Raw genomic sequence first — 15,725 nt, 5'->3', positions numbered from 1 at the left:
AGGCGTCTGCCATGGACGTGAAGCTCCAGGAGAAGCTCGACGCCCTTCCCACCGAGCCCGGCGTGTACCTGATGAAGGACCGCCGGGGGCAGATCATCTACGTGGGCAAGGCCATCAACCTGCGCAGCCGCGTGCGCTCGTACTTCACGCGCACCGGGGACACGCGCGTCTTCGTGTCGCTGCTGGATGAGCTGCTCGGCGACCTCGAGACGGTGCTCGTCCACAACGAGAAGGAGGCGCTGCTCCTCGAGAACGAGCTCATCAAGAAGCACCGCCCGCGCTTCAACGTCCTGCTCAAGGACGACAAGCAGTTCATCTCCCTGCGCCTGGACCGCACCCACGCCTATCCGCGCCTGGAAGTCGTCCGCAAGTACGAGCGCGACGGCGCGCGCTACTTCGGCCCGTACTCCAGCGCGGGCGCCATCCGCGAGACGCTGCGCATCATCAACCGCTACTTCCGCCTGCGCACCTGCACGGACCACGTGCTGGCCAACCGCAAGCGGCCCTGTCTGCTGTTCCAGATTGGCCGCTGCCCGGCGCCCTGCGTCCACCCGGTGCCCGAGGACGACTACCACCGCAGCGTGGACGAGGTGGTGATGTTCCTGGAGGGCAAGGCCAGCGAGCTGGTGGAGGGCCTGCGCCTGCGCATGAAGCGCGCCGCCCAGGAGCTGAAGTTCGAGGAGGCAGCGCGGGTCAGGGACCAGCTCCTGGCGATTGAGCGCAGCCTGGAGCGCCAGAAGATCGCCACCACGGACTTCAAGGACCAGGACGTCTTCGCGCTGTTCCGCGAAGGCGACCGCATCATGTTCTACGTCCTCTGGGTGCGGCAGGGCCGGCTCAACGGCGGCCAGGCCTTCCCCTTCGGCAACCAGGAGTTCCCCAACGAGGAGCTGCTCGCCTCGTTCGTGAACCTCTACTACGACCAGGGCAGCTTCGTGCCGGAGGAGGTGCTGCTGCCGCTGGACCCCGAAGACGGCACCGAGGGGCTGGAAGGCCTGCTCTCCGAGCGGAAGGGCGAGCGCGTGCGCGTGCTGGTCCCCAAGCGAGGGGAGAAGCACGAACTGGTGCAGATGGCGGTGAAGAACGCCGAGCAGGCCTTCCTGGAGCGCCGCCGCACCAAGGACGAGACGGACCAGGTGCTCTCGCGCCTCCAACAGCGGCTGAACCTCAAGAACTTTCCGCGCCGCATGGAGTGCTTCGACATCTCGCACTTCCAGAGCTCGGCCATCGTCGCCTCGCAGGTGGCCGTCACCGACGGCGAAGCGGACAAGTCCCGGTACCGGAAGTACAAAATCAAGACGCTGGAGAAGCAGGACGACTTCGCCAGCATGTACGAGGTCGTGACGCGGCGCCTCAAACGAGGGCAGGAGGACGGAGACCTGCCGGACCTGCTCGTCATCGACGGCGGCAAGGGGCAGCTCGCCAGCGCTCACGCCGCCATGAAGGACCTGGGGGTGGACTCCGTCGACGTGGTGGGCCTGGCAAAGAGCAGGGACTTGGAGGTCTTCGACCGGGATGCGGAGAGCGCTCGCAGCCCCGAACGGGTGTTCGTCGTGGGGCGAAAGGACCCCATCGTCCTGGCTCAGAACTCGGCGGAGATGTTCATGCTGACGCGCATGAGGGACGAGGCGCACCGCTTCGCCATCACCTTCCAGAAGCAGGTGATGCGCAAGAGTCGGGTGCGCTCGGCCCTGGAGGACATTCCGGGGGTAGGGGAGGTGCGGCGCAAGACGCTCTTGCGGCACTTCGGTTCACTCAAGCGCGTGGGCGAGGCGAGCATCGAGGAGCTGGCGGAAGTGGTGGGCCCGGCCGTCGCTGAGCGTGTCCATGCGGGGCTTCACGGACACCCTGACGAAGAGGCCGAGGACCCTGTCCGGGAAGCATCCCTCGACGACGCCGTCGAACCGGCGAACGAAAAATCGCAGGGAGGGTCGCCACCCGGTGCCGCGTGATTAATTTCCACTTCGGACTGCGGGGGAAGTGCGCTGGAACCGCGACGTTCCTGGGGTTTTTAATTGCGACTGGGCTCGGCGCTGATTTATAGCGGTTGACGATTCGAGCCGTCCAAAGAGGGCGAGGGACCGACATGAGGCTGTATCCGAAGGTGATCCCGATCATCTCGCGAGAGGCGATTCAGCAGCTCATGCAGGAAGGGGACATCGAGGTGGAGCCGATGCGCGTGGCGGACGCCGAGATGGACCTGTCGGCGATCATGCGTGAGTACCTGGCGAACGAAGAGCGTGTGAACCAGGCGACGCGAGAGGCCCTGGAGCGTCGCGGATATGACTACTCCAAGTTCAACCAGGTGAAGCGCGAGATGGCGGATGTCCGCGGCTTCAAGATGGGGGACGAGGGCATCGAGTTCGTCATCAACCAGATGATCGAGTTCCTCCTCATCAGCCGGAACGTCGAGGAGGTCTTCGCCGGGGACGAGGGAATCCGCAAGAAGGTCTTCGCGGTGATGAAGCGGCACCTGGACGTGGACGATGAGATCGACAAGGAGGCCCGCTCCCGCCTGAAGCACCTGCAGGAGGGCACCAGCGCCTTCGACATCGAGTACAACAAGACGGTGGAGCAGATCCGCCGGGCTCGAGGCCTCATCTAGTCTTCTTGGGGAGAGGGGACTGCCGTTCCCCGCTCCGCTGCCTACCTTGTTCCACAAGGAGGCAGCGTCGATGGCGGGACCTCTCACCACGTTTCTGTTGTCCGGGTTGCTGGCCGCGGGGCCAGGCGGGTTCACGTTCGAGGGCCGCCAGGCCAGCGCGAGGACCGAGCAGCCGGACGCTTTCTTCATCCAGGGGCCGCTTCCCTTCACGGACCTGGCCGAATCCGGCCGAGGGAGCGCGAACCTCACTGTCGAAGACCGGGTGGATCTGCCGGGAGCCACGTACGGCGACAAGGCGGCCTTCTCCGCGTTGTTCCAACTGGGGGCCACCGACTACCGGGTGGAGCTGTCCCAGGCCGGTTTCCCGCCCTCCCAGGCCCTTGGACAGGCGCCCTCCCGGCCGCTTCCTCAGCCGCCGCCGCATACGGTGGGCGGCGGCGTGCTGCTGAACGTCCCCCTCTACGGCAACAGCGGGCTGGGGTGGTCCGCGATGACCCGGACCCATGCCGCGGTGGCGGTCTGGGGCGTGGGCAGCGTGTGGCGCAACGGGCGGCTGCTGACGGACACGGCCTTCGTGCATGTCGGGGCGCTGGACGCGGGGGCGTTCGCCGACGACGACACGCACCGGATGCTGCGCCAGGCGCGTGTGGGGGACACGGAGCTGGTGGTGCTCGTGTGGAACCTGCCGCCGGAGGCCGAGCCGCGAGGGTTCCTCCAGTTCATCTTCGAGGACGTGGCCATCAACGTGGATGGGGTGTCCGTGCGCTCGGTGGAGGTGGTGGAGAACACGGGCAACGTGACGGGTGATCCGTATGTGCTGACGCCGGTGCCGGCGAGTGTCTATCCCGGCGTGCCGCCCCTGCTTCCACCCGCGCCGGTGCCGCAGCAGGCGACGGGAGGCAGCGGCCTGTCGACGACGGCCACGGCCGGGCAGGACGCGTCGCTGGTCATTCCCGACGGCACCACCCGGGTGCGCGTGGGCGGGAGTGATGGCCAGGTGGTGACGGAGGGCGGGGCCGCGTTGGGCACTGGCGCGAATGTCCTCGTGGCGCCGCGAGAGCCCGAGGTGACGAGCGGTGTCTCCCCGATTTCGAGCACGCCGAATCCACCGGTGAACACTTCGACAGTGGTGCCTGGGACGCCCGCGCTGAGCCCGGGGTTCACGACGGTGGCGCCGGGAGCGGCGGCCCCGAGCGTGAACACGACGACGAGCGTCTTCGGGACTCCGGCGAACCTGTCGACGACGGGCTCGTTCTCCGTGCCGGCGCTGACGGCGGCGCCCAGCTTCGATGCGTTCTCCGGGACGGCGCAGGTGAGCCCGGGCATCATCGGCACCGCGCCGCCGCTCAACGCCGACCCCGCGACACCTCCCGCCGCGCTGCTGGGGGCTCCCGCGCCGCTCAACTCCGCGTCCGCGCCGCCGCTGCTGGGTTCTCCCACGCCACTGAACGCGGCGCCGGCCATCGGGCTGCCCGCCACGCCGTTGCCGGGCAATGCGGCGCCCGCGACGGGCGTGGGCTCCACCGTGGCACCCGCGGCGGGACCAGCAGCACCGGCGGGGACGCCCGCGAACTGAGGGGCGCGAAGGGCGATGCTTCCGAGGCCAGGGCCGCCCGAGCCGCGCACTGGCCTCGGGAGAGAATGTGCCGGTGGATGCGGCAGTGCCCTTGAGCCGAGGGCCGCGAGACTCCCTCACGAAGGGCGACAGTCCGAGGCGTCCGCTGAATGCGTCTCGCGAATGTGCCAGCGGAAGCGGCAGCTCCCTTGAACCGAGGGCCGCGAAACTCCTTCATGAAGGGCGACAGTCCGAGGCGTCCGCTGAATGCGTCTCGCGCCTCCTGTAGAAGGTTCGCGTGTGGAGCGGTTCTGACGCCGCGCGTGAGCGGGCGCCGGTCATGTCACCTGGTCGACAGTGTCGAGGCCTGGAGAGCGGGCGGCGCTCAGCGAGCGCGCGAAGGGGGCGTCTGCCGCGCCATCGCGGCTGCCTGGGCCAGGCGCTTGCGGAGCTGGAGCACCAGGTGCTGCAGATAGTCGAGCCGCTCGATGATTCGCGGGTCATCCCCCGCGTTCACCAGGTTCACCGGCGTCAGCGGCCCCGTGCGCAGCGTGCCAAGCAGGTCCGAGAAGTGGGCCTCCACGTCGCCGAGCGCATCCAGTCCTTCCCTCAAGTCGTCCTCGAGCAGCTCCACGAGCACCGTCGCATCGGTTCGGGCGGGGAGGGCGCGGGCCAGTCGTTCGGCGGCCACTCGGACCGGGTCGGCCTGGCGCGACAGCACGGGGGCGGCGAGGGCGAGAGGGGGCATGGCCTCGACGCTACAGGCCCGTAGCACCCCGTCAATTTTCCCACCCCCGCCCTTGGTGCCCAGGGCTTCAGCGCGCCGCGGCCTTGAGCGTCTCGACGTGGCTCGTCAGGAAGCTCGCCACGCTGGTGGGGACCTTGCCCGTGAGCTCCGCGACACTTCCGGTCGCCTCACCCATGAGTCCCTGGGCCACCGCCACGTCGAACGAGGCATAGAGCTCCGCCGCGAATGCCGGCAGTCCGTGGGACACCATGCCCGCCTTGAGGCGCTCCACGTCCACCGGAACGAACTGCACGGGACGACCGGACAGCTCGCCCGCCAGTCGCGCCAGCTCCGCGTGACTCACCGCCGAGGGCCCCGTGACTTCCAGCGTGCGCTTGCCATCGAAGGTGGACGTCAGCGCGGCGACGGCGATGCGAGCGCAGTCCTCGCGGGTGACGAACGCCGTCGAACCCGTGCCAGTGGCCGCCACCAACTGCCCCGTCGCGATGGCCTGAGGGAGGCTGTGCAGCAGCAGGTCCGCGTAAAGGTTGTTGCGCAGCACGGTGTAGCCCAGCCCGCTCTTCGCCAGCGCCTGCTCCGTCTGCCAGTGGTCCTGCGCGAAGGTGACGGGAGAGCCCGGCTCGGGACGCGTCAGCGACGTGTAGACGACGTGCCGGACACCCGCGCGACGAGCGGCGTCCACGGCGTTCTGGTGCTGGGTGATGCGGCGACCCGGCACATCGAGCGAGTCCGTGCTGATGAGCAACAGCCGCTCCGCGCCCGCGAAGGCTGCGTCGAGCGACTTCGCGTCATCGAAGTCCGCCTTGCGCACCGTGACGCCCCGAGCCGCGAGGTCCGCGAGCTTCGAGGGCTCCCGGGTGGTGACGATGAGCGAGCCCTGGTGGGATTCCAGGAGCAACTCCACGACGCGACGGCCAAGGTGGCCGGACGCGCCGGTGACGAGCAGGGTGGCGGACATGGGGACTCTCCGGGGCAGCGAGGTGAACTCAGCTTCGGCCCATGGGTTAATCCCCGGACTGCGTCCTGCACAATGTCTCCTTCTGGAGCATACTGTTCCACGGGAGGAACAATGGACCTCAATCAGCTCGCGCTCTTCGTCGCCGTCGCGGAAGGAGCCAGCTTCTCCACCGCCGCCAAGAAGCTGGGCATGCCGAAGTCCTCGGTGAGTCGAGGCATCTCCAGCCTGGAGTCCTCGCTGGGCGTGCAGCTCCTCCACCGCACGACACGACGGGTGGCGCTCAGCACCGCGGGGCAGGCGCTGTATGAGCGCGTGTCTCCCATGCTCGCCTCGCTGAGCAAGTCGGTGGGGGAGCTGCCGGAGTTGGAGGAGGAGCCCTCGGGCGAGCTTCGGCTGACGGCGGTGGTGGATTGGGGCACCACCGTGCTGGCGGAGATCATCACCCGCTTCGTGGCGCGCTACCCAGCGGTGAAGGTGGACCTGCACCTGGACAACCGCGTGGTGGACCTGGTGGCCGAGGGCTTCGACGCCGCGCTCAGGCTGTCCTCCAACACGCTCAAGGACTCGTCCCTGCGCGCCCGTCGACTGGGGCTCTTCTCGCTGCGCCTCTACGCCTCACCCTCGTACCTGGCGCGCCGGGGAACTCCTCGCCATCCGCGCGACCTCGCCAGCCACAGCTGGGTCTCCTTCCGGAGCGCGCTGCCCTTCTCCCTGGTGGGGCCCGGGGAGACGATGCGCGTCCCGCAGAACGGCTCCATCCGGTGCGATGACATGTTCTTCATGAGGGAGACGCTGCGCCTGGGCGCGGGCATCGGCTTCCTGCCCACGATGCTCGCGGAGCCGGACGTCACCGAGGGACGCCTCGTCCCGGTGCTGCCGAAGTGGAGCATGCCCGGGGGAAGCGTCTGGTTCGTCTCCACCGCCGAGCGACACATGCCGCGCAAGGTGGCCGCCTTCCGCGACTTCCTGATGGAGTCACTGAAGCAGCGCCCCTTGCCACCCTGAGCCGGAGTGGCGGCGGACGTCCCGCTGTCAGAGCGAGCCGAGGAACTTCATCAGCGCGGCGCGGTCCTCGCTGGACAGCGCGCGGAAGCCATCGCGCGCGGCGAGAGCCTCGCCCCCGTGCCACAGCACTGCTTCTTCCAGCGTCCGGGCGCGGCCGTCATGCAGGAACCCGGAGTAGGGCAGCACCGTGTGCGTCAGCCCCAGGCCCCACAGCGCGGGCGTGCGCCACTCGGTGCCGGTGGCCGCGCCATCCGGCCTTCCATCCGCGAGCTCCGGCCCCATGTCATGCAGCAGCAGGTCCGTGTATGGATGGATGACCTGTCTCGCGAGCTCCTCGTAGGCGGAGGCGCCTGTTTCGAGCGTCTCACGGTGGCAGGACTCACAGCCCAGCGAGCGGAACAGCTTCTCGCCGCGCTGGACGACAGGGTCCTCCAGGGCCGCTCGCGCGGGAACGCCGAGCGACTGCGAGTAGAAGACGGCGGCCTCCAGCAACTCAGGCGTGAGCTCGTGCGTCCCGTCGGGCTCCGGGAAGAGGGGGCTGCTGATGCCCATGTCATTGAAGTACGCCTCGGCGGACTGCTGCAGCAGGTGGGGGCTGTTCGCCTTCCACCCGAAGCGCCCGGGAACGAGCGTGTGCAGCGCAGCGTCCCAGACCTCGTTCATCCGCCCGGAGATGCCGTCACCGTTCCGGTCGTCCGGGTCCTCCAGCGAGCGCAGCGTGTCGAGCGGCACGGCCTCCAGCAGCCCCAGTCCGAACACGGGAGGCGGAAGCCGCAGCGACATCAGCATGTTCTCCGGCAACGCGGAGCCATCCGACGGGGCGATAATCACTCGCGGCGAGCGCAGCGAGTACGGCGCGCCATCCGCGTACTGCCCGGTGCTCTCCACCCACGAGAGCGTGAGCGAGGCCGGCGGCGTGGTGCCGTAGACGGCCTGGTCTCTCACCTGCAGCCCCAGCCCCGGGACAGGCACCGCGCCGTGCGGGTGCTCGGGCACGCCCTCTGGGAGACTCACTCGCACGAGGAGCTGGGTGCGCTGAGAGGTCGGCCCCATCACCGGCATGCCGCGCCCGTTGCGCAGATGACAGCCGTTGCACGAGACGTTGTTGTACGTCGGCCCGAGCCCAGGATTCAGACGAGAAGGCGCCGGGACGAAGATGGCCTCGAAGGCCGCGTCGCCGTCCCGGTGCAGCCTGTCATTCTCAGGGCGCAGATTGGCCGCGGGCTGGGCGAACGCCAGCGACGTGCGGTTGTCGACGGTGGTGGCCCCGCCCGCCCTCGGCGGAGCGAAGGGCACCTGGGGGGCCTCCTCTCCGCATCCGGCGGTCCACAACAGCAAGGCCCCCATCATCACGGCACGTCGCATGGCGCTCACCTTCACTCGCTACCCTACGTTACTTCGTCACGAGGGGCAGCACCTCGCCCTGGAAGGTGTCGTGCAGGGTGCGGATGGCCTCCTGCGCCGCGACGATCTTGGGCTTCTCCGCGTCGTTGGTGATGGACTCGCGGAACGGCTCGGCGATGGCGGCCAGGGCGGTGATGGACGCGGCGATCTGCTGGCGGATCTTCACGTCGAGCGCGCTGTCCACGCCCACCACGTCGCGCAGCGACGAGCCCGTCTTCGGCTCACCCTGCAGGTGGCCCAGGTACGCGTTCTCCACGCTGCGGATGTTGTTGGTGAAGTCCTCCAGCGAGTTGTATGCGAACTGGCTCTCCACCAGGTCCGGGTCCTCGGCGGTGAACGGGTCGGCGATCTTCCCGTTGGCGACCTCGTCCAGGATGGTGGTGATGCCGCCCACCATCTCCTGCGCGGCGGCCTGCACGGACGGGTACGCGGTGTTGCCCGACTGGCCCGCGGTCGCCAGCGTGTTGCGGAACGGCGGGTTGCCGCCCAGCGACTCGGCCCATGAGCCGTGCAGCGCCTGGCCCACGGACTTGAGCTCCGCGGACAGCGCCCTCATGTACTCGAGCTCACGAGCCGTGAGCTGGGCCACCGTCTTGGTGCCACCATTGTTGCCGAAGAGGATGTACTCCAGCGTGTGGAAGCCCTTCTGCTCGTTCTTGAGGTTGCTCACGTACTGCTGCGTGAGGGCATCGTTGTTGGCCAGCACCGCCTCCAGCTCGGTGTGGCTCACCGGCCAGCTGTCCAGCGCCGGGTCATAGCCGAAGCTGTCCACGGGACCGAACAGGAAGCCCTCGCTCTGCTCCCAGGGAATGCGTGACGCCCGCCACGCCGCCTTGGCCGCCGTCAGCCTCTCCGCCGTGGGCGCCGTCGCCAGCGCGACACAGGCCGCGTCCAACTCGGTCAGCCGCGTGGCCAGCCGCGCATAGGTCGGCACCACGACCTTGTCCGCGAACGTGACGACGAGCTCCTGGGTGACCTTGGAGTCGTCCTCGGTGGGGTTGTTGTCGTCGTCGCCGCAGGCACCGAGGAACAGCGCGCTGGACAGGAGCGCCGGCGCGAGCGCCAGGCGGAGGGGCAGGGACATACGCTTCATGACTGACCTTTCGTTGGGGGTTTGGGAGACGCCGGCGCGGGCCGACGTCAGTAGTTGAAGCCGGTGGCGAAGCGCAGGGTGTTCTCCGGCCGGAAGTCGGAGGAGCCCAGGCGGCGATGGCCGAAGTCGACCTTCGCGAACGCCACGTTCATCAGGTTGTAGGCCAGGCCCACCGTGTAGATGGAGCGGCGGAAGCGCGGGTTGTCGTACAGCTCCTCGCGCGGCTTGAACTGCGTGTCCACGTAGTCGTAGCGGACGAACGGGAAGAGGTGGTGCGAGTCGCTCAGCCCCACCCCCGTCGCGATGTCGTAGCCCAGCTCGCCCCACACGGCCAACGCGTTGTCGGACACCGGCGTGCGCATCACCCCGAGCAGGTTGGACAGGCGCGCGTTGCGCTGCGAGACGAGCTCCGCGTTCTTCAGGTGGCCGTACATCACCAGCGCCTTCGCGCTCCAGCGGCCCTTGCGCACGGACAGGTGAGCGTCCAGCAGCGTCAGCGGGGCCGACACGTAGCCGCACGGCGCCACTTCCCTGGGGTTCGCCTCCTCGCAGCTCTTCACCAGGTCCGCCTTGGGGCGGTTGCGCGTGGTGTCGCCGCGATAGGCGGACACGCCGAAGGTGAACCCGTCGAAGTGTGTGACGTCCGCCCGGACGACGAACGCCATGTCCGTGGCCCGCTGCACCTCGAAGCGGCGTTGATGTCCACCCACCGCCCAGAGCTGTGAGCTGAAGCCGGTGGAGTCCAGGCCGTTCACCAACTGCCCCGTGAGCCGCAGCCCCCAGGGGAACTTGTAGCGCAGGCGCAGGCCCATCTCGTCCCACGTGTTGGGGATGATGCCCGTCTCCGCCTCGTCGCGGTTGGTGCCCAGGTAGTCGGTGGGGCGAGAGAACTCACTCAGCGTGCCCACCGCCACGTAGAAGCGGCCCACCGCGAGCGCGGCGTTGGCCCCCAGCTTCTTGGAGAGGAACATCTCCTCGACGAGGATTTCGCCGCCCTTGTCCAGCTCCTGGTCGAACTCGCCGAACTCCTCGTACTCCAGCTCCATCGCGGTGCCGGTGCCGCCGTGCTCGAACTCGACCTCGACCTCCGCCTCCAGGCCGTAGTCGGGCAGGGCGCCCTTCACTTCAATCACGAAGCGGTTGGTGTCGAACTCGATGCGCGAGTCGCGCTGCGCGCCGCCCGCCCGGTTCTGGTCCAGGCCGTAGTTGAAGTACGCGAACTGCAGCTCACCGTAGGCCGTGACGTAGGCGTCAATCTTCGGACGCGGAGGCCCCAGGGGAGGAGAGGCCGGCGGCGCGGCGGGAGCCACCGGCACGGGCTGCGCGACGGCCGGAGCAGGCTGCGCGGGCGCTGGAGCGGGCTCGGCCTGGGGCGCGGTGGACGCGGACGGCGGCTCCACGGCGGGCTCGGCCTGAGGTGCTGGGGGCGTCGCCTGGGGTCCGGCCGGAGTTTCGGCCCGGGTCACCGAGGCGGAGAGCAGCAGGGTGGAACAGAGCAGCAGGGAGCTACGGACGAAGCAAGAGCGTGGGCGCATCGGAGCGGCGCGCACCCTACGCTCGGGATTTTGATTTTGCAAACCAGAATCAATTTGTGTTCAACACGAAAGGCCCGGGAATACCGCCCACCGGGCCTCTCACGAGGGGACTTCAGCCCCTCGTCACCACTTCATCTCTTCCTTGCCGGGGCCGGCCTCCTGGCGCTTCTCACCGGGGCGGCTGACGGAGGTGAGGGTGGCGCGCACGGCGCCCAGGTCCAGGGTGCCCACGGCGGCCAGGGGCAGGCGGCGCGCGTCGTCGGAGAGCCAGACGTGGACTTCGCGCTTCTGCTTGGGACGGTCCAACCGGACGGCGGTGCCCTGCAGGTGCCACGCGGTGAACTGGCCCAGCGGCGTCGTCACCTGCTCCTTCTTGAGGACCTGGCCCTGCATGCGCCACAGCCGGCGCACGCCGTACACGTCGAAGCAGACGGACATGTTCTCCTCGAGCGGGAGCTGGCGCAGCAGGTAGATGGAGCCCGCGACGTCCAGGCCGTCCTTGTCGTAGGTGTAGTTGTACTGGCCCTTGGCGCGCTGGCCGATCTGATAGTCCACCTTGATGGCGCGGTCCTTGTGGGTGAAGGCGACCTCCACCTTGCGGCGCATCTCGTTCTCCGTGGCGTCCTCCACGTAGCGCTTGGGGCGCAGCGTCTTGGGGTTGAGCCAGGTGGTGGCGCTGCCCCGAACGCGGCGGACCTTGGAGAAGAAGGAGTTGGTCTGTGCCTCGGCGAGCACGGGAATCTGCCCGTCCTGCTGCTTCTGGACGCGCAGGGTCATCTTCCCCGCCTGCGCGCCCATGGCGTCCAGGTCGAACTCGAGCACCTCGCCGGGCATGAAGGCCAACGGCATGCGCAGCGCGGGCAGCGCCTGGGCGCAGGGCTCCACGGTGAGGGGTGGCTCTTCGGGTGTCGCCGTCGCGCTCGCGTCAGCGGGCTTGTCGGCTTCGGGCTTGTCGGCCTCCGTGTCCGGAAGCTGGGCCCAGGCGGTGCCGCCGGAGGACAGCATCAGGCAGGCCGCGAGGAGGGTGCGCAGGGAGCTCATCCTTCTTCCTTCCACAAGTGACTACGGGGTGCTCTTGGGCGTGTGACGGCCCGGACGCTTCGCAAATTCGGACGTGGACCATCGCTGCCGGAGCCGGGCAGTCACGACCTGGCGGACCAGGGTCCATTCTCGCGCATCCCGGCGGATGTCCCAACCGGTGCGCACCAGGTGACGTGCCGCGTCTCGGGCGAACGCCTGGTCTCCCAGCTCGGAGAGGAGCCGGAGGTACTCGAAGTCCTCCAGGCCGTCTCGCAGGTGCTTGAGCCGGAGGGACTGCACCGGGTGGTGTCCGGAATCGCCCAGGCGGCCGGGCGTGCCTGGATAGAAGAGGGTGCCGTCGCCGTTTCCGCCGAACTCCAGGAGGTCCTTCCAGGGGTCCTCCTTCGTGTTGTAGGCGAAGACGGTGTCGAAATAGAGCTCGCCATCCACGCCGCTGGCGAACGCCAGCGGGCCCATGGCCCGGTTGAGCGGGGCAGGGTGGTCCACCATGTACGAGGCCCAGCCGCTGTAGGCCCGCTCCTGCGCGGAGTCTTGCGAGGGGCCGCCGTTGCACCCGTGGGAATTACAACTCTGATACCACCACACCTGGGTTGTCGCGGGCAGCTTCGCGCGCAGCTCCGCGAGCTCATGCACGGCCGGGCAGGTGACGGGGCCGGAGCGGGGATGGAAGCAGTTGAGCGTGGGCGCGAGGATGTCCGCGGCCGGCGCGAGCGTGTCGTCGAGCGGGCTGGTGATGAGCACCCGGCTGCCCCCCGCGGCGCGCACCCGACGCGACTGCGCGAGGACGAAGGGCACGTCCTCCGGCTTCGGCTCGTCCTTGGCGTAGAAGAAGAGCTGCGCGGGCCAGCCCTTCTGTCGGAAGTGCTCGGCGAAGGCGCGGTAGTACGCCACCTTCTCGTCCTCGGTGACGGCGTGCTTGTTGTCGCGCACCTCGGCGGTGGTGAAGCGGGCGCCGGAGGAGAGCAGGGTGCCTTCGAGGAAGGGCGCCATCTCCGCGTCGTACTCGCTCCAGTCAAGAAGGGCCTTGCCCTCCTCGAAGCGCACGGAAGGCGGCGTCATGCTCATGCCGTGCGCGCTCACCCGGTGCTCCAGGAGGACGCGTGCGTACTCGCGCAGCAGCTCGCGCGCCTCCGGCGAGTCGGGGGCGAGCCCGTGTCCCCGGGCGATGCTGTAGAGGGAGATGCCGAAGCTGGTGGGCAGCGAGGACGTCGCCGGCAGCACGAAGGGCTGCACCTCCACCGTGAAGGGCACCGCGACGTGCTCCACCTTGTTGAAGCGCGCGCGCAGCGTGCCCCGGTAGGTGCCCGGTGACTGGCTCTCCGGCGCGCACACCTCCACGTAGAGGACGGCGGGCAGGCTCCGGGAGTTCTCGGGGACGGGCGCGTTCAGCGGCAGCAGCGCATCTGGCCACGGGCCCTGGGCGCCCTCGCTGTTGGAGGCGAGGTGGATGGGGAGATAGCCCTCGCGCCAGACGGCCGCGCTCAGCGCTTCGCCCGGGCCGCCGAGGAACAGGGGCGTCACCTTGAGTTGCTGGACGGTGCCGGGCAGCACCACCTGCACGCCTTCGCACTCACCGCGCGCGACGCTCAGGCGGGCCTGGGGCCGACCCTGGAGCGCGGCGCCGGGCCGCACCTTCACCAGGGGAGACACCACCATTGGCTCCGGTGTGGCGGCCATCGCCGCCAGCACCACCCACGCCCAACCCGCGCCCATCCGCTCCCGTCACTCTCCAGCGGTGCTATCCACCGCTCTCCGCGCTCGCCACCGCCATGGTGCGCCCGGGCTGGTAGTCGGTGATTTCCGCCACCACCGTGCCCAGCGAAAACTCCGCCTCCACCCGCACCGGGACGTGCCTCGGGTCCGCGGTGAAGTAGACGAACATGTCCCGCTTCGACGTCAGGCTGCCGCCGAACTCCGCCTGCACCCGCGTCTTGAAGACCTCCTGGGTGCCCAGCTCCGTCTTCATCGTCTCGCGCGCCTCCACCTTGGCGCGCATGGTGAAGCTCTTGCTGCCGGTGAACACCGGGTAGGAGAACTCGCTGCCCACCGCCAGCTCGCGGTTGCGCAGCGCGAAGGTGGCGCCCGTCACGTCCAGCGTCCCCGCGACGACTTCGGCGGTGGACTCGCGCGGCGCCTCGCCTTCCTTCTGCTTGACGACGAAGACACTCTTGCCATCCGCCTGCATCTTGATGCGCTGGCGGCGACGCTTGCCGTTCTCGTCCGCGTGCAAGTCGCTGCCGATGACGGACTGCGTTCCGGCCTTCCAGTACGACACGAACTTGTCCTTGATGGGCCACACGCCGATGAGCGCGTCGGAGCGCGCCACCGCGACGATGGGCCACACGTCCTCGCCCCACTGCTTCATGGGAGAGCCCACCGTCACCTGCGCGGTGCCCGCTGTCACGCCGAGGTACTTCACGCGATACTGTGCCTGCTCACCGGGGCCGAACGCCGGGTTCGCGGAAGGCTCCTGAGCCATGGCCGATGCCGACCAGACCAGGCCCGCCAGCATCGCCGCGAAACCCCAATTGGACTGCGCACGCATCGGTTGAGCTCCATCGCTAGGAAGTTAAGTAGCCTGCCTGCCACCTGCCAGGCCCTGCCCCCGAACCATTCCCGCCACTCCACATTTCCATGGACGTGCCCGTCCCCCGGGCATTCAACGGACGCTCGTTCCCTGGCCGTGGGGGCGACGCCGGGGCCGAGCGGGGACGCAGTCTCGCACGCGAGGGCCCCCTGGCGCCTCTTCGCCGCCCAGGCCCGGCCGCCCTCCAGCGAGCCGGGCATGTCCACCGGCCGACACCGCTGATAGCCTTCCGTCCCGGCGCCTACAGGTAGGCGGCGCCTTGCCACGGAGGCACGGAAACATGTCCGGCAACTACGACTTCGACGACGACGACATCAAGGAGTCGTCCAAGGGCGGCGGCAAGAACAAGGAGTTCGACTGCCCGGGCTGCGACGCCAACAACCCCGTGCCTGACGGCTTCGGTGACGGTGACGAGCTGCGCTGCAACTACTGCGGCTGCGAGTACAGCGTCCGCGTCAGCGCGGAAGGCCGCATGAAGTTCAAGGAGATCTGAGGGGCCAGCGGGCCTGCCCGGTCGCCCTCAGGTCCGCTCGCCGAAGAGGGCGGTGCCCACGCGCACCTGTGTCGCGCCCGCCTCGATGGCCAGCTCGAAGTCGTGCGTGGTGCCCATGGACAGCTCGGGCAGCGCGTGGCGTTGCCCAAGTTCGCGCAGCGCCTGGAAGTAGCCGCGCGCGCGGGCCTCGTCATCGGTGGGCGGGGGCAGGGACATCAGCCCCACCAGCCGCAGGCCCGGCAGCTCGCGCACCTGGGCCAGGAAGTCGGGCAGCGCCGAGGGCTCCAGGCCGGACTTGGTGGCCTCGCCGCCCACGTTGACCTCGACGAAGCAGGGCAGGGGCGTCATGCCCTCGCGGCGCTTGGACAGCTCGCGCGCCACCTCCAGCCGGTCCAACGCGTGGAAGGCGCTGGCCACCCTGGCCACGTACTTCACCTTGTTGGTCTGCAGCGGGCCAATGGCGTGCCAGCGCAGGCCCTCCAGGTCCGCCAGCTCCACGGCCTTGTCCCGCAGCTCCTGGGCGTAGTTCTCCCCGAAGTCGCGCTGACCGGCCGCGTAGGCCTCGCGGATCATCCCCGCGGGCTTCAGCTTGGAGACCGCCACCAGCGTCACCGACTCCACGGGTCGCCCCGCGCGAGCGCACGCCGAGGCCACCCGCGCTCGCACCGCCTCCAGCCGCTCCGCGAGGTCCGAGCCCATGC

At 69.1% G+C, this 15,725-nt stretch carries 14 protein-coding genes; 5 read left to right on the top strand and 9 right to left on the bottom strand.

Annotated features, from left to right (window positions below):
* Positions 1–11 precede the first annotated feature (11 nt).
* The 3 genes from uvrC (at position 12) to LZ199_RS12260 (ending at position 4,181) form a co-directional block, all read left to right on the top strand.
* The gene (gene uvrC, locus LZ199_RS12270) at positions 12–1,952 is read left to right on the top strand and encodes an excinuclease ABC subunit UvrC (protein WP_253993856.1); all 1,941 of its coding nucleotides are present in this window, start codon (positions 12–14) and stop codon (positions 1,950–1,952) included.
* A gap of 134 nt (positions 1,953–2,086) precedes the next feature.
* The gene (locus LZ199_RS12265) at positions 2,087–2,605 is read left to right on the top strand and encodes a DUF507 family protein (RefSeq protein WP_256569053.1); all 519 of its coding nucleotides are present in this window, start codon (positions 2,087–2,089) and stop codon (positions 2,603–2,605) included.
* Positions 2,606–2,675: 70 nt separating this feature from the next.
* Positions 2,676–4,181, top strand: a complete 1,506-nt coding sequence (locus tag LZ199_RS12260) for a hypothetical protein (RefSeq protein ID WP_253993854.1) — start codon at positions 2,676–2,678, stop codon at positions 4,179–4,181.
* Between the two features lie 364 nt (positions 4,182–4,545).
* On the opposite strand, the gene LZ199_RS12255 is transcribed toward LZ199_RS12260, so the two are convergent.
* Positions 4,546–4,908: a hypothetical protein gene (locus LZ199_RS12255; RefSeq protein ID WP_253993853.1), complete on the bottom strand. Its 363-nt coding sequence runs from the start codon at positions 4,906–4,908 to the stop codon at positions 4,546–4,548.
* 67 nt (positions 4,909–4,975) lie between these two features.
* Positions 4,976–5,866, bottom strand: coding sequence for an SDR family oxidoreductase (locus LZ199_RS12250; protein ID WP_253993852.1), 891 nt, complete (start codon positions 5,864–5,866; stop codon positions 4,976–4,978).
* A 111-nt stretch (positions 5,867–5,977) separates the two neighbouring features.
* On the opposite strand from LZ199_RS12250, the gene LZ199_RS12245 reads away from it, so the two are divergent.
* Positions 5,978–6,871 carry a LysR family transcriptional regulator gene (locus LZ199_RS12245; protein ID WP_253993851.1) on the top strand — a complete coding sequence of 298 codons (894 nt, stop codon included), beginning with the start codon at positions 5,978–5,980 and terminating at the stop codon, positions 6,869–6,871.
* Positions 6,872–6,898: 27 nt separating this feature from the next.
* Here LZ199_RS12245 and LZ199_RS12240 read toward each other — a convergent pair whose 3' ends face one another.
* The 6 genes from LZ199_RS12240 to LZ199_RS12215 form a co-directional block, all read right to left on the bottom strand.
* Positions 6,899–8,236: a di-heme oxidoreductase family protein gene (locus LZ199_RS12240; protein WP_253993850.1), complete on the bottom strand. Its 1,338-nt coding sequence runs from the start codon at positions 8,234–8,236 to the stop codon at positions 6,899–6,901.
* Positions 8,237–8,264: 28 nt separating this feature from the next.
* Complete coding sequence (locus LZ199_RS12235) at positions 8,265–9,368, bottom strand: imelysin family protein (protein WP_253993849.1); 1,104 nt, start codon at positions 9,366–9,368, stop codon at positions 8,265–8,267.
* A gap of 47 nt (positions 9,369–9,415) precedes the next feature.
* Positions 9,416–10,768: a hypothetical protein gene (locus LZ199_RS12230; protein WP_253993848.1), complete on the bottom strand. Its 1,353-nt coding sequence runs from the start codon at positions 10,766–10,768 to the stop codon at positions 9,416–9,418.
* Positions 10,769–11,026: 258 nt separating this feature from the next.
* Positions 11,027–11,944, bottom strand: coding sequence for a DUF3108 domain-containing protein (locus LZ199_RS12225; RefSeq protein WP_253993847.1), 918 nt, complete (start codon positions 11,942–11,944; stop codon positions 11,027–11,029).
* 21 nt (positions 11,945–11,965) lie between these two features.
* Positions 11,966–13,657: a DUF4091 domain-containing protein gene (locus tag LZ199_RS12220; RefSeq protein WP_253993846.1), complete on the bottom strand. Its 1,692-nt coding sequence runs from the start codon at positions 13,655–13,657 to the stop codon at positions 11,966–11,968.
* Between the two features lie 25 nt (positions 13,658–13,682).
* Positions 13,683–14,489 (bottom strand): DUF3108 domain-containing protein, encoded by an 807-nt coding sequence (locus LZ199_RS12215; RefSeq protein ID WP_253993845.1) that lies wholly within the window; start codon positions 14,487–14,489, stop codon positions 13,683–13,685.
* 322 nt (positions 14,490–14,811) lie between these two features.
* Here LZ199_RS12215 and LZ199_RS12210 point away from each other — a divergent pair, with 322 nt between their 5' ends.
* Positions 14,812–15,024 (top strand): hypothetical protein, encoded by a 213-nt coding sequence (locus tag LZ199_RS12210; protein ID WP_253993844.1) that lies wholly within the window; start codon positions 14,812–14,814, stop codon positions 15,022–15,024.
* A gap of 27 nt (positions 15,025–15,051) precedes the next feature.
* Here the strand turns inward: LZ199_RS12210 and LZ199_RS12205 are convergent, their stop codons facing one another.
* A complete protein-coding gene (locus LZ199_RS12205; protein WP_253993843.1) occupies positions 15,052–15,723 on the bottom strand; it encodes a YggS family pyridoxal phosphate-dependent enzyme in 672 nt (223 codons plus the stop codon).
* Positions 15,724–15,725: the final 2 nt, after the last annotated feature.

This window comes from Myxococcus qinghaiensis, from assembly GCF_024198215.1.
Classification (GTDB): Bacteria; Myxococcota; Myxococcia; order Myxococcales; family Myxococcaceae; genus Myxococcus; species Myxococcus qinghaiensis.
This window is presented reverse-complemented; position numbering and strand designations above follow the sequence as displayed.